The 14,852-nt window shown below is 58.2% G+C and carries 16 protein-coding genes, 1 tRNA gene and 1 pseudogene; 11 read left to right on the top strand and 7 right to left on the bottom strand.

Features of this window, described 5'->3' with window-relative positions:
- Positions 1 to 77 precede the first annotated feature (77 nt).
- Positions 78 to 167 (top strand) — tRNA-Ser (locus ACM6IO_RS02935).
- Positions 168 to 264: 97 nt separating this feature from the next.
- Here ACM6IO_RS02935 and ACM6IO_RS02930 read toward each other — a convergent pair.
- From ACM6IO_RS02930 to ACM6IO_RS02920, 3 genes and pseudogenes are all read right to left on the bottom strand, one after another.
- Positions 265 to 375: pseudogene (locus ACM6IO_RS02930) on the bottom strand (DUF3077 domain-containing protein); the annotation flags it as partial.
- 48 nt (positions 376 to 423) lie between these two features.
- Positions 424 to 630, bottom strand: coding sequence for a hypothetical protein (locus ACM6IO_RS02925; RefSeq protein ID WP_008036137.1), 207 nt, complete (start codon positions 628 to 630; stop codon positions 424 to 426).
- A 278-nt stretch (positions 631 to 908) separates the two neighbouring features.
- Positions 909 to 1,319: a hypothetical protein gene (locus ACM6IO_RS02920; RefSeq protein WP_192228699.1), complete on the bottom strand. Its 411-nt coding sequence runs from the start codon at positions 1,317 to 1,319 to the stop codon at positions 909 to 911.
- Between the two features lie 256 nt (positions 1,320 to 1,575).
- Here ACM6IO_RS02920 and ACM6IO_RS02915 point away from each other — a divergent pair, with 256 nt between their 5' ends.
- From ACM6IO_RS02915 to ACM6IO_RS02905, 3 genes are all read left to right on the top strand, one after another.
- Positions 1,576 to 1,767 carry a YegP family protein gene (locus ACM6IO_RS02915; RefSeq protein WP_008034931.1) on the top strand — a complete coding sequence of 64 codons (192 nt, stop codon included), beginning with the start codon at positions 1,576 to 1,578 and terminating at the stop codon, positions 1,765 to 1,767.
- Between the two features lie 146 nt (positions 1,768 to 1,913).
- A complete protein-coding gene (locus tag ACM6IO_RS02910) occupies positions 1,914 to 2,840 on the top strand; it encodes a LysR family transcriptional regulator (RefSeq protein WP_008034933.1) in 927 nt (308 codons plus the stop codon).
- 57 nt (positions 2,841 to 2,897) lie between these two features.
- On the top strand, positions 2,898 to 3,263 hold the full coding sequence (locus ACM6IO_RS02905; protein ID WP_192228700.1) for a 5-carboxymethyl-2-hydroxymuconate Delta-isomerase: 366 nt from the start codon (positions 2,898 to 2,900) through the stop codon (positions 3,261 to 3,263).
- Between the two features lie 3 nt (positions 3,264 to 3,266).
- Here ACM6IO_RS02905 and ACM6IO_RS02900 read toward each other — a convergent pair whose 3' ends face one another.
- The 3 genes from ACM6IO_RS02900 to ACM6IO_RS02890 form a co-directional block, all read right to left on the bottom strand.
- The gene (locus ACM6IO_RS02900; protein WP_192228717.1) at positions 3,267 to 4,202 is read right to left on the bottom strand and encodes a LysR family transcriptional regulator; all 936 of its coding nucleotides are present in this window, start codon (positions 4,200 to 4,202) and stop codon (positions 3,267 to 3,269) included.
- Between the two features lie 105 nt (positions 4,203 to 4,307).
- Positions 4,308 to 5,228 carry a DMT family transporter gene (locus ACM6IO_RS02895; RefSeq protein WP_414910871.1) on the bottom strand — a complete coding sequence of 307 codons (921 nt, stop codon included), beginning with the start codon at positions 5,226 to 5,228 and terminating at the stop codon, positions 4,308 to 4,310.
- 15 nt (positions 5,229 to 5,243) lie between these two features.
- Entirely contained in the window at positions 5,244 to 6,428 is a 1,185-nt protein-coding gene (locus ACM6IO_RS02890) for a cyanate transporter (RefSeq protein ID WP_414910870.1), read from the bottom strand.
- A gap of 539 nt (positions 6,429 to 6,967) precedes the next feature.
- Between ACM6IO_RS02890 and ACM6IO_RS02885 the strand changes: the two genes are divergently transcribed.
- The 6 genes from ACM6IO_RS02885 (at position 6,968) to ACM6IO_RS02860 (ending at position 13,504) form a co-directional block, all read left to right on the top strand.
- Positions 6,968 to 8,350 (top strand): glutamine synthetase family protein, encoded by a 1,383-nt coding sequence (locus ACM6IO_RS02885; protein ID WP_008034959.1) that lies wholly within the window; start codon positions 6,968 to 6,970, stop codon positions 8,348 to 8,350.
- A 168-nt stretch (positions 8,351 to 8,518) separates the two neighbouring features.
- Positions 8,519 to 10,168: a phosphoethanolamine transferase gene (locus ACM6IO_RS02880; RefSeq protein ID WP_207286120.1), complete on the top strand. Its 1,650-nt coding sequence runs from the start codon at positions 8,519 to 8,521 to the stop codon at positions 10,166 to 10,168.
- A 73-nt stretch (positions 10,169 to 10,241) separates the two neighbouring features.
- Positions 10,242 to 10,904, top strand: coding sequence for a class I SAM-dependent methyltransferase (locus tag ACM6IO_RS02875; protein WP_192228704.1), 663 nt, complete (start codon positions 10,242 to 10,244; stop codon positions 10,902 to 10,904).
- Between the two features lie 123 nt (positions 10,905 to 11,027).
- Positions 11,028 to 12,161 (top strand): ribonuclease D, encoded by a 1,134-nt coding sequence (gene rnd, locus ACM6IO_RS02870; RefSeq protein WP_008034962.1) that lies wholly within the window; start codon positions 11,028 to 11,030, stop codon positions 12,159 to 12,161.
- On the top strand, positions 12,158 to 12,451 hold the full coding sequence (locus ACM6IO_RS02865) for a YcgL domain-containing protein (protein WP_192419483.1): 294 nt from the start codon (positions 12,158 to 12,160) through the stop codon (positions 12,449 to 12,451). Before rnd ends, ACM6IO_RS02865 begins: the two co-directional genes overlap by 4 nt.
- 120 nt (positions 12,452 to 12,571) lie before the next feature.
- Positions 12,572 to 13,504: a D-2-hydroxyacid dehydrogenase gene (locus ACM6IO_RS02860; protein WP_414910869.1), complete on the top strand. Its 933-nt coding sequence runs from the start codon at positions 12,572 to 12,574 to the stop codon at positions 13,502 to 13,504.
- Positions 13,505 to 13,630: 126 nt separating this feature from the next.
- Here ACM6IO_RS02860 and ACM6IO_RS02855 read toward each other — a convergent pair whose 3' ends face one another.
- Positions 13,631 to 14,224, bottom strand: coding sequence for a nitroreductase family protein (locus tag ACM6IO_RS02855; RefSeq protein ID WP_008034969.1), 594 nt, complete (start codon positions 14,222 to 14,224; stop codon positions 13,631 to 13,633).
- Positions 14,225 to 14,389: 165 nt separating this feature from the next.
- Here ACM6IO_RS02855 and ACM6IO_RS02850 point away from each other — a divergent pair, with 165 nt between their 5' ends.
- The gene (locus ACM6IO_RS02850; RefSeq protein ID WP_008034970.1) at positions 14,390 to 14,839 is read left to right on the top strand and encodes a YcgN family cysteine cluster protein; all 450 of its coding nucleotides are present in this window, start codon (positions 14,390 to 14,392) and stop codon (positions 14,837 to 14,839) included.
- The last annotated feature ends 13 nt before the right edge of the window (positions 14,840 to 14,852 follow it).

The raw sequence follows: 14,852 nt of genomic DNA, 5'->3' as shown, positions 1-14,852 counted from the left end.
AAGCATCTGATAGCACGGAAAAAATTTCGCTTTGGGGGTTCGCTTCCGGCAAAAGTGTTGTTATGATGCGCGCCGTTGGAGAGATGCCAGAGTGGCCGAATGGGACGGATTCGAAATCCGTTGTACCTTCACCGGTACCTAGGGTTCGAATCCCTATCTCTCCGCCATTACATAGAAAAAGCCCCGTAGCTGAATAAGCTACGGGGCTTTTTTGTTTCTGTAGATTTTTTTCAGGGCATTTTTAGAGGCACCAACAAGCAAGTACTAGGCGTCGGTCTTCACCGGTGGCCACCTCGTCAACACCTTGTGTACATCATCCACAACTGCCTTGCTCATGGCAGTCAAGTAATGCGTTACCCAGGCATGAGAGGCCGTCACGGATTATCTGGAGACGTGCGCCAAGCTCGTATTAGCCCGCCAATCTTACGGCTGCGAGTAACCCAGTTTCCTCTTGATCAGCTCGTAGACATCCCTGTGTGTGGAGTTGTGCAAGGTTTTGTCCTTGCAGGCGGATGCCAGTAATGTTTTGACCTCTTCCTTCGCATGAGGGTAAAGGCCTGCGACGTAGTCGGCTTCATGGGCTTGGGTACAGTTGAAGTGCTTGTCGTCTTTTGCTTTATCTCTAGCCATTGCAGAGGCTCCTTTTGAGTTCGCATGATTGTCGGTGGTCAGGGCCTTTTCGCCCCGCACGTCGCAGAGCTTAGGGGCCAAGCCTGATGTCGCCAGGGGTTTGGACAAATCAGGAAGGGGCTGTCAGACGATGCCGGAGTCTGCCTTTACGTTAAACAAAAAAGCCCTGCAGGCGTAAACCTGCAGGGCTTCTTGGTCCGACTGGCCATCTCATTCAGCCCCGTAGCTTATTCAGCTACGGGGCTTTTTCGTTTTCGGGGAATTGAAAGGCTCAAGGTCTAGCCCCGAACCCGATGCTCCGTGAACTCGTAGTCCTCTTGGCAGTCGGCAGTAGGATCTTTGACGGTGTTCACGTAGTGAACAGTGTTTCCGTCCAGCATTTTGTAGTTATAGATTTCCGGAGTACGAACGCCGTCTGTTTTAAGCTCATTCTTGCCATTGGCCGCAGACCATGACCCGCGCTCGGTTTGAATGGGCCTGGTTTGTTGCGCATCTTTGAAGAACGTAATCGAGAAGCGACCATTGGGTTCGAAATGGGTATTCCACGACAGGAACTGACATTTCCCGCTTTCTTCGCGCATTCCTTGCCATGAGCCGACGAGGGATTGGTCAGTGGCTGGACTCTTCGACGTACAAGCACTTAGCGCTGTGGTCAGAAGGATTAGAGAAAAAGTGATGCCCCGTTGCATGTACAACTCCATTTGATGTGTTTGTGTAGGATCCAGCAGCCAATCGGCGTAAGAAAGATAAACCCCTTCTTGAGAAAAGTGACTCCCCCGAGTCAGTCTATTTAACCTGCGCCCTATCCATTGGTTGCCCCGTGAACCAAGGCTTCTTCCCCGAAATATCCCCTGACATTGCAAAACCTCGCCGCCCAAAATCCTCATCTACTCTGGTTTCGCAGGTCACTGACCTGCCGTTATCAGTCATCGCAAGGAGCGATCAATGTACTTTGAGATTTACAGGCAAACCCGTGGCACCCCGCACACCGGCAAAGGTCAATGGCGGTGGCGTTTACGGGCGGGGAATAATGAAACGATTGCCAGCGGGGAGGCTTACGTCAACAAGGCGGATTGCGTGCATGCCATCAGCCTGATCAAGGGCACTCAGGATCAGACTCCGGTGAAGGAAATCTAGGCCTCGAGCGGTGAAGCTGCTCAATCAGGGCAGCTTCGTTTCAAGCAGCCTTGCAGCCCGATCAAATGCAAACTGCTTGAGTCGCATAGACGCCCGTTGCGACAGCTACCTAAACTGTCAGCAGATTTGGGGATTGGGGGCAGTGGATGAATCGCAACGAACTACGCAAGGCGGATATCAACCTGATGGTGGTGTTCGAAACCTTGATGCTCGAACGCAACGTTACCCGTGTGGCGGAGAAGTTGTTTCTCGGGCAGCCAACCATCAGTTCGGCGCTCAACCGCCTGCGCACGATGTTCAACGACCCGCTGTTCATTCGGGTTGGCCATCGAATGGAGCCGACCGCCCGGGCTGAGGAGCTGATTCAGTATTTGTCGCCGGCGCTGGACTCGTTGTCGGTGGCGTTAAGCCTGACCCATGATTTCGACCCGACCGTCAGCACCATGACGTTTCGTATCGGGCTGTCGGACGATGTCGAGTTCGGCCTGTTGCCGCCGTTGCTGCGTGCCTTGCGTCAGGAAGCGCCGAAGGTGGTGTTTGTGGTGCAGCATGTCGATTACTGGCGAATTCCCGATTTGCTGGCATCCGGCGACATCACCGTGGGTATCAGCCAGACCCGGGGTCTGCCGGCCAATGCCAAGCGCAAATTGTTGCGACACATCCAGCCCAGGATCCTGCGCGCCGATGCGTCCGACACGCCACTGACCCTCGATGAATATTGCTCGCGCCCGCACGTGCTGGTGTCTCACACCGCCAACATCAGTGGTTACGCTGACGAGTGGCTGGCGGAGATCGGGCGTACACGCCACGTAGTGTTATCCGTGCCGCAATACAGTTCCTTGCCAGCCTTGCTCGCCGGAACCGATCTGATCGCCAGCCTGCCGGATTACACCGCCGAGGCGATGGCGGCATCCGGTCAGTTGTTCATGGAGCCTTTTCCGTTCAAGACACCGACGCTTGACCTGTCGATGGTCTGGCTCAGCCACGTCGACACCGACCCCGCCGAGCGCTGGTTGCGCTCGCGACTGGAGGCGTTCATGAGTGAGCGCTTAGCGTCGCCGCCGTCCCGGTGAGCAGGACCACTCTGTGTTATATGTACGACCTTTCCGCCTACTTTCAGGAGCCACGTCATGCCCCACCTGCACATGGAATACACCGCCAACCTGCCTGATTTGAACGCCGACGTGGCGTTGATCCGGCTCAACAATACGCTGGTGGCTTCCGGTCAGTTTGCTGCCGAATACGACATCAAAAGCCGAGCCGTGAAGGTCGAAACCTTCAAGGTCGGTACTGCATTGGCTGAGCGAGCATTTGTGCACGTGAAACTGGCGTTGTTGAGTGGCCGCTCGCCGCAGATCAAAAAGCAGTTATCCGAAAGCCTGCTGGCGGTGGTGCAGGACTTGTGTGAATGGCCGGCGGGGGTTGAAGTGCAGTTGGCTGTAGAAATCCTCGACATCGATCGGGAGTCCTACAGCAAAGTCGCCATCAACAACTGAGTCTCAGGCAGTGGCCTGTTCAGTGCAGGCCTTGACCACTTGTTCACGCAGCCAGGTATTGGCGCTGTCCTGATCGGCGCCTTGACTCCATTGCATGTCGAGGGTGAAACCCGGCAAGCCGTTGGGCGCTTCGCAGTGATTGAAAATCGCCTCGCTGGCCAGTAAGTGCTGGATGCGTCGGGGCAGGGTAACGATGAAGTCGGTGCCTGTGATCATTTTCAGCGCTGCGCTGTAGCTGTTGGAGCGTGCGACGATTTGCCGTTTTTGCGCTTGCTGCGCCAGCCAGCCGTCGACCATGTTGGTGGTCGATGTCCAGGGTGTAGGAAACACGTGTCGGCGTTCGGTGAAGGCTTGTAGACTTAAACGCGGCTCCAGCGGCGTGGCGCGTTTATCGAAGACGCAGACCAGATCGTCCTCCAGCAGCATGCGGGATTTGAAGTCGGTATGACTGCGATGAAAATTCGGGCCGAAGCAAATCACCAGGTCGAGACTGCCGTCGCGCAGTTCTTCGGCGGGGATGTCGGTTTCGAACTTGTGCATGTTGACCATCACCGGTAAGTCGGCGAAATCAAAGCTTTTCAATAAACGCGGAAGGATTAACTGCTCGAAGTATTCCGGTGCGCAGATGTTGAAGGTGACCGGTTGCAGGGTAGGGTCGAACGCCTGTGCCCCGGCGTGACAAAGGTTGATGCTGTCGAGGATTTTCAGCACGTGGGTGTACATGGTGCTGGCTTTGTAAGTAGGGCGCATCCCCGCGCGGGTGTTGATGAACAATTCGTCTTCGAATCCGCTGCGTAGCTTTTTCAGGCAGTAACTGACGGTGGACTGGCTGACGCAGAGTGTTTCGGACACTCCGGTGACGCTGCTTTGTTCATACACGGCGATAAACACCATGAGGTCCTGCATGTCGAGTTTTCTAAGCAAGTTACTGTTCAGCATCCATTCCATCTCGCTGTGATCCTTGCGCTGACTGAGCGCAAACTCGTGCGAATGATCCTAGCGGAACGATGGTCCCAGGAGAATGCCTTGTGGGAAGTTTCCCTTTTAGTTGTGAGGCAGTGCCAAATGCACGGTGCGACGACTGGACATCAATAACGCCAGCATGCCGATGCCTACGAGTACCGCACCGACGATTTCCAGCGGCATCGGCGATTGACGCCACCAGAACCAATGAAACAGCGTGATGAACAACGTGCTCAGGTAAATGTACGAAATGACCGAGGAGGGGGCGATGACACCGATGGCCCGGTGCAGCAACCAGAAGGTCGCCAGGGTGGCGAACAACGCCAGGTAAATCAGCCAGTAAAAATCGTTCAGGGTCAGCAACGATGCCGATCGCCAGCCTCCACTGACCCCACAAAACACCAGCAGGAACAACGCACCGAACAGCATGTTCCAGAAGGTCATGCCCACCGGGCCACGACCCTTGAGGCTGCTGGTTTTCAGCCGCTGACTCAGGGGCGAATAGAGCGCCATCGCCAGGCACCCGAGCCCATACACCGACATCGCATAGAGCGACGGCAACTCCCCCGGCCCCGCGCCTTTCAGCACCAGCATCACGGCCCCGGCGGCCGCGATCAACATCGGCAATACCCTTTGTTTCAGGCTGCTGTCCGGCATCAATACGGCTTCGAAAAGCAGGGTCAGCAATGGCACCAGCGTGAACATCGTGCCGGTGTTGACCGCGCTGGTGTAGCGCAACGCTTCGAACAACGAGCCAAAATAAACCGCCAGCAGCAGGCCGAGGACGGCATGGCCGAATAGCCCGCGTCGGGTCATGGCGGTGTCGCCCTTGATCAGCAACAGCGGCAAAAACACCAGGGCGCAAAACAGCAGGCGCAAGCCGGTCAGCAGGACCGGATCAATGGCCTGACTGACCTGCGCCGCTGCGGAAAACGAAGCAGCGATCAACAGTGCCCAGAGCAGCATGCCGAAGTGGGCGGCGGCGAAACCGGTGTGTTTCATGAGGGCGCTTCCGAGTCAGTGAATGTGGCGGGCGTAGTGCCGCGGGTTGAAGCGCAGGACCATCAACATCATCAGCGCCATGACGCCGGTGAGCGACCACCAGGCCCATTCGAAACTGCCGAGTTGATCGCGGATGATCCCGGCAATCAGCGGCGAGAGGCCGGCGATCAGGTAGCCGATGCCTTGGACGAAAGCCGTCAGCCCGCCCGCACGTTGCGGGTTGTCCAGATGATCCAGCGACACGATCAGGCTCATCGGGAACAGTCCGCCGATGCCCAGCCCCAGCAGGCACGGCCACAACAGACTCAGGTGTTGCGGGCACACTATCAGCCCACAGAAACCGGCCATGATCAGCGCCAGCAACACCACCAGCACCAGGCGACGGTCGCGGCTGCGGTTGGCGATCGCAGGCGTCACCAGGCCGGACAGTACTTCCATGGCCGTGAGGAAACCTAACAACAAACCGGCGTTTTGTTCGCTCCAGCCTTTTTCCATGTAGTACGGCGCCAGCCAGGCCAGCACGCAGGTGTAGGACGCTGTGCCCAGACCAAAGAAGATGGCGAGTAACCAGGCGCGGGAATTGGCGAAGAACGACCTGTTTCGTTGCGTTTGAGCGGGTAGTGCCGGCATCGCCGCACGTTGGCCAAGCCAGAAGAGTAGCGCCACCAATGCCAGGATCGACCAGATCGCCAGGCCTCCCCGCCAACTGTCGGTGCGCATCATCACCAGCGGCGCGAAGGACGCGGCGAGGGCGGCGCCACCCATGATCGATGTGACGTAGAGGCCCATGCACACGGAAACGTTGTCGCTGAAACGCGACTTGATCAGCGTCGGCATCAACGCCTGAATCAGCGCGATACCGACACCTGCGAGAACGGCGCTGAGGATCAGTTCGGCCGCGGAGTCGAGGAACAGGCGCGACACCGTCGCCAGGCTGATGATCAGCAACGACACCACCACCGTGCGCTGTTCGCCAAGCCATTGGCTGACGCTGAGGCCGAAGAACATCGCCAATCCCATGGCCATCACCGGCAGCATGGTCAGCAGCGACGCCAGGCTGAAACTCAGCGGGATGTCGCCGCGAATCGCCGAGAGCAAAGGGCCGACCGCGGCCATGGACGGGCGCAGGTTCAGGGCGACGAGCATGATGCTGACCATCAACCAGAAGGCAAGGCGAGAAGTGGCGCGGACGTTTTCCATCGATTGGACCTTGAATGACAGGGCCCGATTAGGCGCGAGAGGCCTGGAAGCCGCAAATCAGAAAGTCCGTCGCAGTATTTAAAAATCAAATACCTCTGGCGCAACACAGAACCCTGTAGGAGCGAGACCGGCTTGCCGGTGATAGCAATTTTTCATTCAATATTTATGTTGCCTGACTCTCCGTCATCGCGAGCAGGCTCACTCCTACAATGGTTTGTGTGGCGGCAGCCACATTGGGTATAGGGTGGCTGGTTGATTGTTTAGCCAACCCACAACCAAAGTTCTTCAAATCCCGATTTAACGACTTAACCAGCCATGTGACGCTGCTGCTCATCTGTCTACTGCGGTCTTCTTTATGGACGATTGTCCAGTCGCACTTCCTTCCGAACTCGCCTTCTGGGCGTTGTGGCATTGCCGTCACGCGCGCCCACCGGATTCCTGCCTTTCCCGTTGATTGTTCCTACAGGTCCTGCGCTGTGCGCCGGGATCAAACCGGCAGCGCCTGCGCGTTTGCCTGACGCGGAAACAAGAGAATTCTTATGAGTTGTGCCACGACCTCCTTCGCCACGAAACAAGAAGCCCTGACTTTTCTGGAACAGAATCCGGATATCGAGATGTTCGAGTTGTTCATCCTCGACAACAACGGTGTGCCACGGGGCAAGTTGTTGCATCGCGATGAACTGCTGGCGGTCTACGAAAGCGGTCGCCCCCTGCCAAGCACTATCCTGGGCCTGACCATCAACGGCGATGACGTGGAAAACTCGGGTCTGGTCTGGGACGTGGGGGATATCGATTGCCGGGCCTACCCGATCAGCGGCAGCTTGACGCGCATGCCATGGCGATTGATTCCGACGGCGGCGGTGCAGGTCAGCATGCACCCGAAGGAGGGCATGCCGGCGACCATCGCCGACCCGCGGCACCTGTTGGCGAAGGTGATCGAAGGCTTGCAGGCGGACGGTTATTACCCGGTGATGGCCGCGGAGCTGGAGTTTTATCTGCTGGATCAGCAGCGCGACAGCAACGGTCGGCCGCAACCGGCGCGGGATGTCGATGGCGGGCGCCCGCGCGCAACTCAAGTCTATGGTTTGCGTGAACTGGAGCAGATCGAGCCGTTTCTGGCGGATCTCTACAACGCCTGCAAACTCCAGGGCATCCCGGCGCGCACGGCGATTTCCGAATACGCGCCGGGGCAAGTGGAAATCACCCTTGAGCATCGCACCGACGCCTTGCAGGCGATGGACGAAGCCGTGCGCTACAAGCGCCTGGTCAAGGGCGTGGCGCACAAGCACGGGATGACCGCGTGCTTCATGGCCAAACCGTTCGATGACCTGGCCGGCACGGGCATGCATATGCACGTCAGCCTCGCGGACAAGGACGGCAACAACCTGTTCGCCAGCGAAGCCGCAGACGGTACGCCGCTGCTTAAACAGGCGGTTGGCGGGATGCTCAGTACCTTGCTCGATTCGTTGTTGCTGTTCTGTCCGAACGCCAACTCCTACCGTCGCTTCCAGACCAACAGCTACGCGCCGCTGGCGGCCACCTGGGGCGTGGACAATCGCACCGTGAGTCTACGCGTGCCAGGCGGGCCGGCATTCTCGCGGCACATCGAACATCGCATTTGCGGCGCCGACGCCAACCCGTACCTGGCGGCTGCGGCGATTCTGGCGGGTATCCATCGCGGCATTCGCGAACAACTGGACCCAGGTGCGCCCGTGGAAGGCAATGGTTACGCCCAGGCCACGGAACTGCTGCCCACCGACTGGCTGACCACCTTGCGCGCACTGGAAGGTTCGGGCTGGGCGCGAGAGGCCTTTGGCAGAGAATTTCTGGGTGTTTACCTCGCGGTGAAGCGTGCCGAGTATCGTCAATTCATGGGCGAGGTCGGTGAGCAGGATTGGCGTTGGTACCTGAACCAGGCCTGAACCATTCTCAAATACAACTGAAGATTTAGTTAAACGCCTTAAGCCAACTAATCGTTGGCTTCTTTTTCACAAAAAATTGATGGTTGGCTACTTAACATTAGTGCTGTCGCGGTCAATGAAATTTTCACATTGGCCGACGGCACTTCTTTTCAGGAACAGCCGATTATCATGTGGAAACTCAAAGCCGTTCGCCCCGAGTGGGTGACGTTGATTGCCAGTGCCTTTTTATTGACAGGCTTTAATTTGGTGCTCTGGCAACATTTGTTTGAAATCACCGCGTTCGACGGTCAAGGCATCGTCATGCGTGTGGCTTTTGGCTTGATGATTCTGGCTGCTTTCAACATCGTATTGACCCTGTTGGCGTTCCGCCCGCTGTTAAAACCGGTCTTGACCCTACTCTTCATGATCAGCGCCGGGGTGGCGTATTTCATGGGGCAATACGGTGCACTTATCGACACCGGCATGTTGCGTAACTTTGCGCAAACCAATGCCACGGAAGTGCGTGACTTACTCTCTATAAAGTTACTTGTTTATATTGTTCTGCTCGGGGTTTTACCTTCGTGGTTGTTGTGGAAGACGCCAATTAATTACCGCCGCTGGCACCGTGAGTTGCTCAGTAAAGTACTGGTAAGTGTGGCGTCGGTGGCGGTGATCGGTGGCGTCGCACTGGTCAACTATCAGGGCCTGTCCTCACTGTTTCGCAATCACCATGAATTGCGTTTGATGGTGGTCCCGAGTAACTACATCGGCGCCTCGTTCAGCTACCTGCGTGAGCAAGTCGCTTCGGCCCATCAGCCTTTCGTTAAAATCGGTGAGGACGCCGAGAGAAATCCGACCTGGCAAGCGCACAGCCGCAAATCCCTGACCGTGCTGGTGGTCGGTGAAAGTGCCCGGGCCGAGAACTTCGGTGTGCTGGGTTATAACCGTGACACCACGCCAAAACTGGATAAAGAAGCCGGCCTGATTGCGTTCACCGATGTGCATTCCTGCGGTACTGAAACGGCCGTGTCGGTGCCCTGCATGTTTTCCAACATGGGCCGCAAGGACTACAACGCGAGCAAGGCCAAGAATGAAGAAGGCCTGCTGGATGTGCTCAAGCGTGCAGGCCTGGAGGTGATATGGCGCGATAACCAGTCAGGCTGCAAAGGCACGTGCGACCGCGTCACCCTCGACGATGTCAGTAACCTGAAAGACCCGGTGCTCTGCGCCAATAGTGAATGCCGCGATGAAATTCTCCTGCAAGGTTTGCAGCACTTCATCGACACCCTGGATAAAGACACGGTATTGGTGTTGCACCAGATGGGCAGTCATGGCCCGGAGTATTTCAAGCGCTACCCGAAAGAGTACGAACGCTTTACGCCGGTGTGTGAAAGTAATGCCCTGAATAATTGCAGTCGCGAAAGTATCGTCAATGGTTACGACAACACCCTCGTTTACACCGACCACGTGCTGTCGACCCTGATTGATCTGTTGCGCAGCAACCAGGACAAAGTTGATACCGCGATGCTCTACCTGTCGGACCACGGCGAATCCCTGGGCGAATACAATCTGTTCCTCCACGGTACGCCTTACATGCTGGCACCGGAGCAACAGAAGCATGTTGCGATGCTGGCCTGGTTCTCTGACAGCTATCAAAAGTCGTTCTCGGTGGACACACACTGCCTGCAATTGAGCCGTGAGAAGCCGCTGAGCCAGGACAACCTGTTCCATTCGATGCTCGGTCTGCTGGAGGTCAACAGTAAGGTCTACAACCAGGATCTGGACCTGTTTGCCGGCTGCCGTGGTGCGGTGATCGACGGCGTCTTGGCCAAAGAGTGAGGGTAACGACCTTTTTTTCACGTATCGGCCGCTAACCTGCGGCCGGTAGATTTTCCTACAAGAGCAATCACACATGTCCCCTCAACCCCCATCCGCCTTCGAGCTTGAGTTCGCCCGGCGCTATGACCAGGAACACGCCCGCGTCTGCATGCAGCCGCGTCCGCGTGGCCTGGCCGGGCGCCTGGCGTTCTGGCGGGACGAGCAGTTGGTGCGCAACGCGCTCAAGGTGGCCGGCGAGCCGGGGTTGATTCTTGACGTTGCTTGCGGGGCCGGACGTTTCTGGCCGGTGCTGGCCGAACATGCTAACCGGGTGATCCTGGCGTCCGATCCGTCGCAGGACATGCTCGATCACGCCCCGATCCATCATCCGCAAGAGCTGCTGAAACGGGTCAAGACCTTTCAGAGTTCGGCGTTCGCCATCGGCTTGTCGGCGAATGCGGTGGACTGCATTTTTTGCATGCAACTGTTTCAGCACATCGCCTGCGCCGAGCATCGGTCAGCCATGCTCGGTGAGTTCCACCGGGTCAGCCGCGACACCGTGATTGTCGCGGTGCGGGTCGAAGCTCATTTCAAACGCCGGCAACCCGATGCACAAGGCACTCATGCCCGGCATCTGGCCAGTAAGGCCGAGGTGGAAGCCGAGTTCAAACAGGCCGGGTTCCGTTTACTCAGCCATCAGGATTTCCTGCCCGGTTGCACGCGGATGCGCGTCTACGTGCTGCGTAAGGCCAGATAACCTCCCTCCGTCAGACTATTCTTGCTAACAAGCAGGTGTTTTCGCTAAAGCTCTTGTTCAGTGGAGGCGCGGAAATCGCCGGGGGCGATATATACTGCGCGCCATTCTTCAAGGGAGAGCCGTGTGGCCATCGATATTCACTGGATTCGCGACAACGATAGCCTCGGCCGGTTTTGCGCCGAGTGGCAGCAGCTGCCCTACGTTGCCCTCGACACCGAATTCATGCGGGTCGACACCTTTTATCCGATCGCGGGTTTGCTGCAGATCGGCGATGGCGTACGCGCTTACCTGATTGACCCGTTGACCATCGACAACTGGCAACCCCTGGCCGCGTTGCTGGAAAACCCGGCCGTGGTCAAAGTCGTCCACGCGTGCAGCGAAGACCTCGAAGTGTTGCTGCGCCTGACCGGCAGCCTGCCGGCGCCGCTGTTCGACACGCAATTGGCCGCCGCCTACCTGAACCTCGGTTTCTCCATGGGGTATTCGCGGTTGGTGCAGGAAGTGCTCGGCATCGACCTGCCCAAGGGCGAGACCCGTTCCGATTGGCTGCAACGCCCGCTGTCCGACACCCAGATCAGCTACGCCGCCGAAGACGCCTTGCACCTGGCAGAAGTTTTCGTACAGCTTCGTCCGAAGCTGTCTGACGACAAATACGCCTGGGTCCTGGAAGACGGCGCCGAGCTGGTGGCCAACCTGCGTCGTGAAGTCGACCCGTACGAGGTTTACCGCGAAGCGAAACTGGCCTGGAAGTTGTCTCGCGCTCAGCTCGCCGTTTTGCGTGAACTCTGTGCCTGGCGTGAGCGCGAGGCCCGCGCCCGTGATCTGCCGCGCAATCGCATCATCCGTGAACATTCCCTGTGGCCGCTGGCGCGCACGCAACCGGACAACCTCGGGGCGTTGGCGAAAATCGAAGACATGCACCCGCGTACCGTGCGTCAGGACGGCGAATTTCTGCTTGATCTGATCAAGCGCTCTGGCAGTGTGTCGCCAGATCAATGGCCGCCTGCCGTGCCGGAACCGTTGCCGGTGGATGCTGCCGCACTGATCAAACAGTTGCGTGCGCTCGGCCAGGCCGAAGCCGAGCGACTGAACGTTGCGCCGGAACTGATGCTGCGCAAGAAAACCCTGGAAGCGCTGCTCAAGAGCGGCTTCCCCAATGGTCCTTACCAATTGCCTGATTCGCTGCGTGGCTGGCGCCGCGAATTGATGGGCCAGGCGCTGCTCGACAGCCTGGCCACCGCCGGAGAACAGCCTTGAAACGTATTTGCTCCATCTACCGCAGCTCGAAAAGAAACGAAATGTACCTCTATGTGCTCAAGAGCGATGCACTGGAGCGCGTGCCCGAAACACTGATGGCGGCCTTCGGCAAAGCCATCCACGCCTTCGATCTGGTGCTGACCCCCGAGCGCAAGCTGTCGCGCGAGGACATCGCCGTGGTCCTGGAAAACCTCGACAAGCAGGGCTATCACCTGCAAATGCCACCGGCCGAAGACGAATACATCGAACACTTGCCGGAAGAGTTGTTGCGACGCAACGACCCGATGTAGTCGGCAGACAGGCTCTGTTCAGAGCCTTTATGAAAAACTGGAATGATTTTGGCGATGGCCGCAACGAGGGAGCGATACTCCCTCGGCGGCCGTCTGCACTGCTTTTGAAAGGTTTGAACCATGCGCGTTCTGATTGCTGAACACGACCACCCTGTGTATGCCCAACTGTTGCGTCAGGCAGCACCTGATCTGGAAGTGCTGACCAGCGGTGACTCCGCCGAACTGGCCAGTCAGGCTGCCGATTGCCCGATCTGGCTGGGTCAGCCGGACCTCCTGGCCACTCTGTTGCGTCAGGGCCACCAGCCACAATGGTTGCAGTCGACGTGGGCCGGGATCACGCCGCTGCTGGCCGACGGTTTGCCGCGCCACTATCGCCTGACTCGCGCTGTCGGGATTTTCGGTCAGGTCATGGCTGAATACGTGCTGACCTACATGCTCGGCCACGAACGCGAAGTGCTGCCGCGGCTGGTCAGTCAGGTCGAGCGCAAATGGGACAGCCGTCAGGGCCAAAGCCTGGCGGGGCGCAAGGTCTTGATCGTCGGCACCGGCGATATCGGCCAGACCGTCGCGCAGTTCCTGCTGCCGTTTGGCGTCGAGTTGTATGGCATCGCCAGCGAAGCCCGCGAGCAGGCTCCGTTTGTCGAAGTGGGGGCGCTGGCGGACTTGCCGCGCCTGGTCGGTGAAGTGGATTACGTGATCAATCTGCTGCCGAACACCCCGAGCACTCACGACCTGTACAACGCGGCGCTGTTCAAGCAATTCAAGCCGACCGGGTTGTTCATCAATGTCGGGCGCGGCGTGGCGGTGGTCGATGCGGATCTGGTGGAAGCCTTGAAGGAAGGGCATCTGGCGGGCGCGGTGATCGACGTCTGCCGTCAGGAGCCGCTGCCGCAACGTCATCCGTTCTGGACGGCCTGGGGCCTGCTGCTGACCGGCCACAGCTCCGCACCAACTTCGCCGTCGATGATGGTGAAGTTGTTTGTCGAGAATTTGCGGGCGTATCAGGCGGGCAAAGCGTTGCGCGGCGAAGTGGATTTCAATCGCGGGTATTGAGCCCACTGCAATAAAAAATGTGGGAGCGGGCTTGCTCGCGAGAGCGGTGTGTCAGTCGACATTAACTCTGTCAGGTACACCGCTTTCGCGAGCAAGCCCGCTCCCACATTGGTTTTGCGGTGTGGCTTAGAGGGTGAAGTCGCCTTCAGCCGCCAACTCGCTCAACGGACGACGCGGGCTTGGCTCTTCGCGGGCTTGCAGGTAATCCGCCAGCGTCGCCTTGTCCCCCAGCTTGCCCACCGCCACTGCCGCGTGCAGTGCGTAACCTTCAGGAATGTTCAGCTCCTTGCGGGTCAGTTCCTGATCGAAACCGGCCATGCCGTGAGTGTGCCAGCCGCTGATGCTCGCTTGCAGCGCCAGGTGGCCCCAGGCAGAACCGGTGTCGAAGGTGTGCCATAGCGCCGGGGTTTCTTCGGTGGCGCCGGGCGCTGTGAAGGTGGTTTTCGAGATCACGATCACCAGCGCCGAGGCGTGTTGCGCCCAGCTGCGGTTGAACTCGTTCAGCAGGCCCAGGTAACGCTCCCAGTTCGGCGTATCGCGGCGCGCGTAGAGAAACCGCCAAGGCTGCGAGTTGTAGGCCGATGGCGCCCAGCGTGCGGCTTCAAAGAAGCTCAGCAGGGTTTCCTCGGAGATAGCCTCGCCGGTGAAGGCGCGGGGCGACCAGCGATCGGTGAATTGAGGGTGGATGGCATAATCGGCAACGCGTGGATTGGCACTCATCAATAGATTCCTTGCTACGTTTGAAAGTGAGGGGCGACGCGAAACCCTACTGGGCAGCGCAAAAACTGACAAGCGCGTTCTACCGGCAGTCGCCAATGCTTGGCCCGCAACGGCCTTGGCACTAGACTGGCGGCCTTTTCACCACCTGATGTTGATGCTTGAGCCATGGCCGCCAAAGTCGAACCGTTCTGGATACGCAAAACCCTCGATCAACTCGATCAAGAGGAATGGGAATCGCTGTGCGACGGTTGTGGCCTGTGCTGCCTGCAAAAGCTTGAGGATGAAGACGACAACAGCGTTTATTACACGCGCATCGCCTGCAAACTGCTGGACCTGAAAACCTGCCAGTGCAGCGATTACCCCAACCGTCGTGAGTTCGTGCCGGACTGCATTCAGCTCACACCGGGCAAGGCCGATGAGTTCAAATGGCTGCCGCCGACCTGCGGTTATCGCCTGGTCAGCGAGGGCAAGGATTTGCCACTCTGGCACCATCTGGTGTGCGGTGATCGCGATGCCGTGCATCACGAACGTATTTCCCAGTCCGGGCGCATGCTCGCCGAAGGCAGCGTGCCCGAGGACGATTGGGAAGACCATCTGATTTTCCGCGCAGGTTAGTTTTACAAGGGAG

Source organism: Pseudomonas sp. IT-P44 (genome assembly GCF_949768225.1).
GTDB lineage: Bacteria > Pseudomonadota > Gammaproteobacteria > Pseudomonadales > Pseudomonadaceae > Aquipseudomonas > Aquipseudomonas migulae.
Note: the sequence above shows the minus strand (reverse complement) of the source record. Positions and strands in the feature narration are given on the sequence as shown.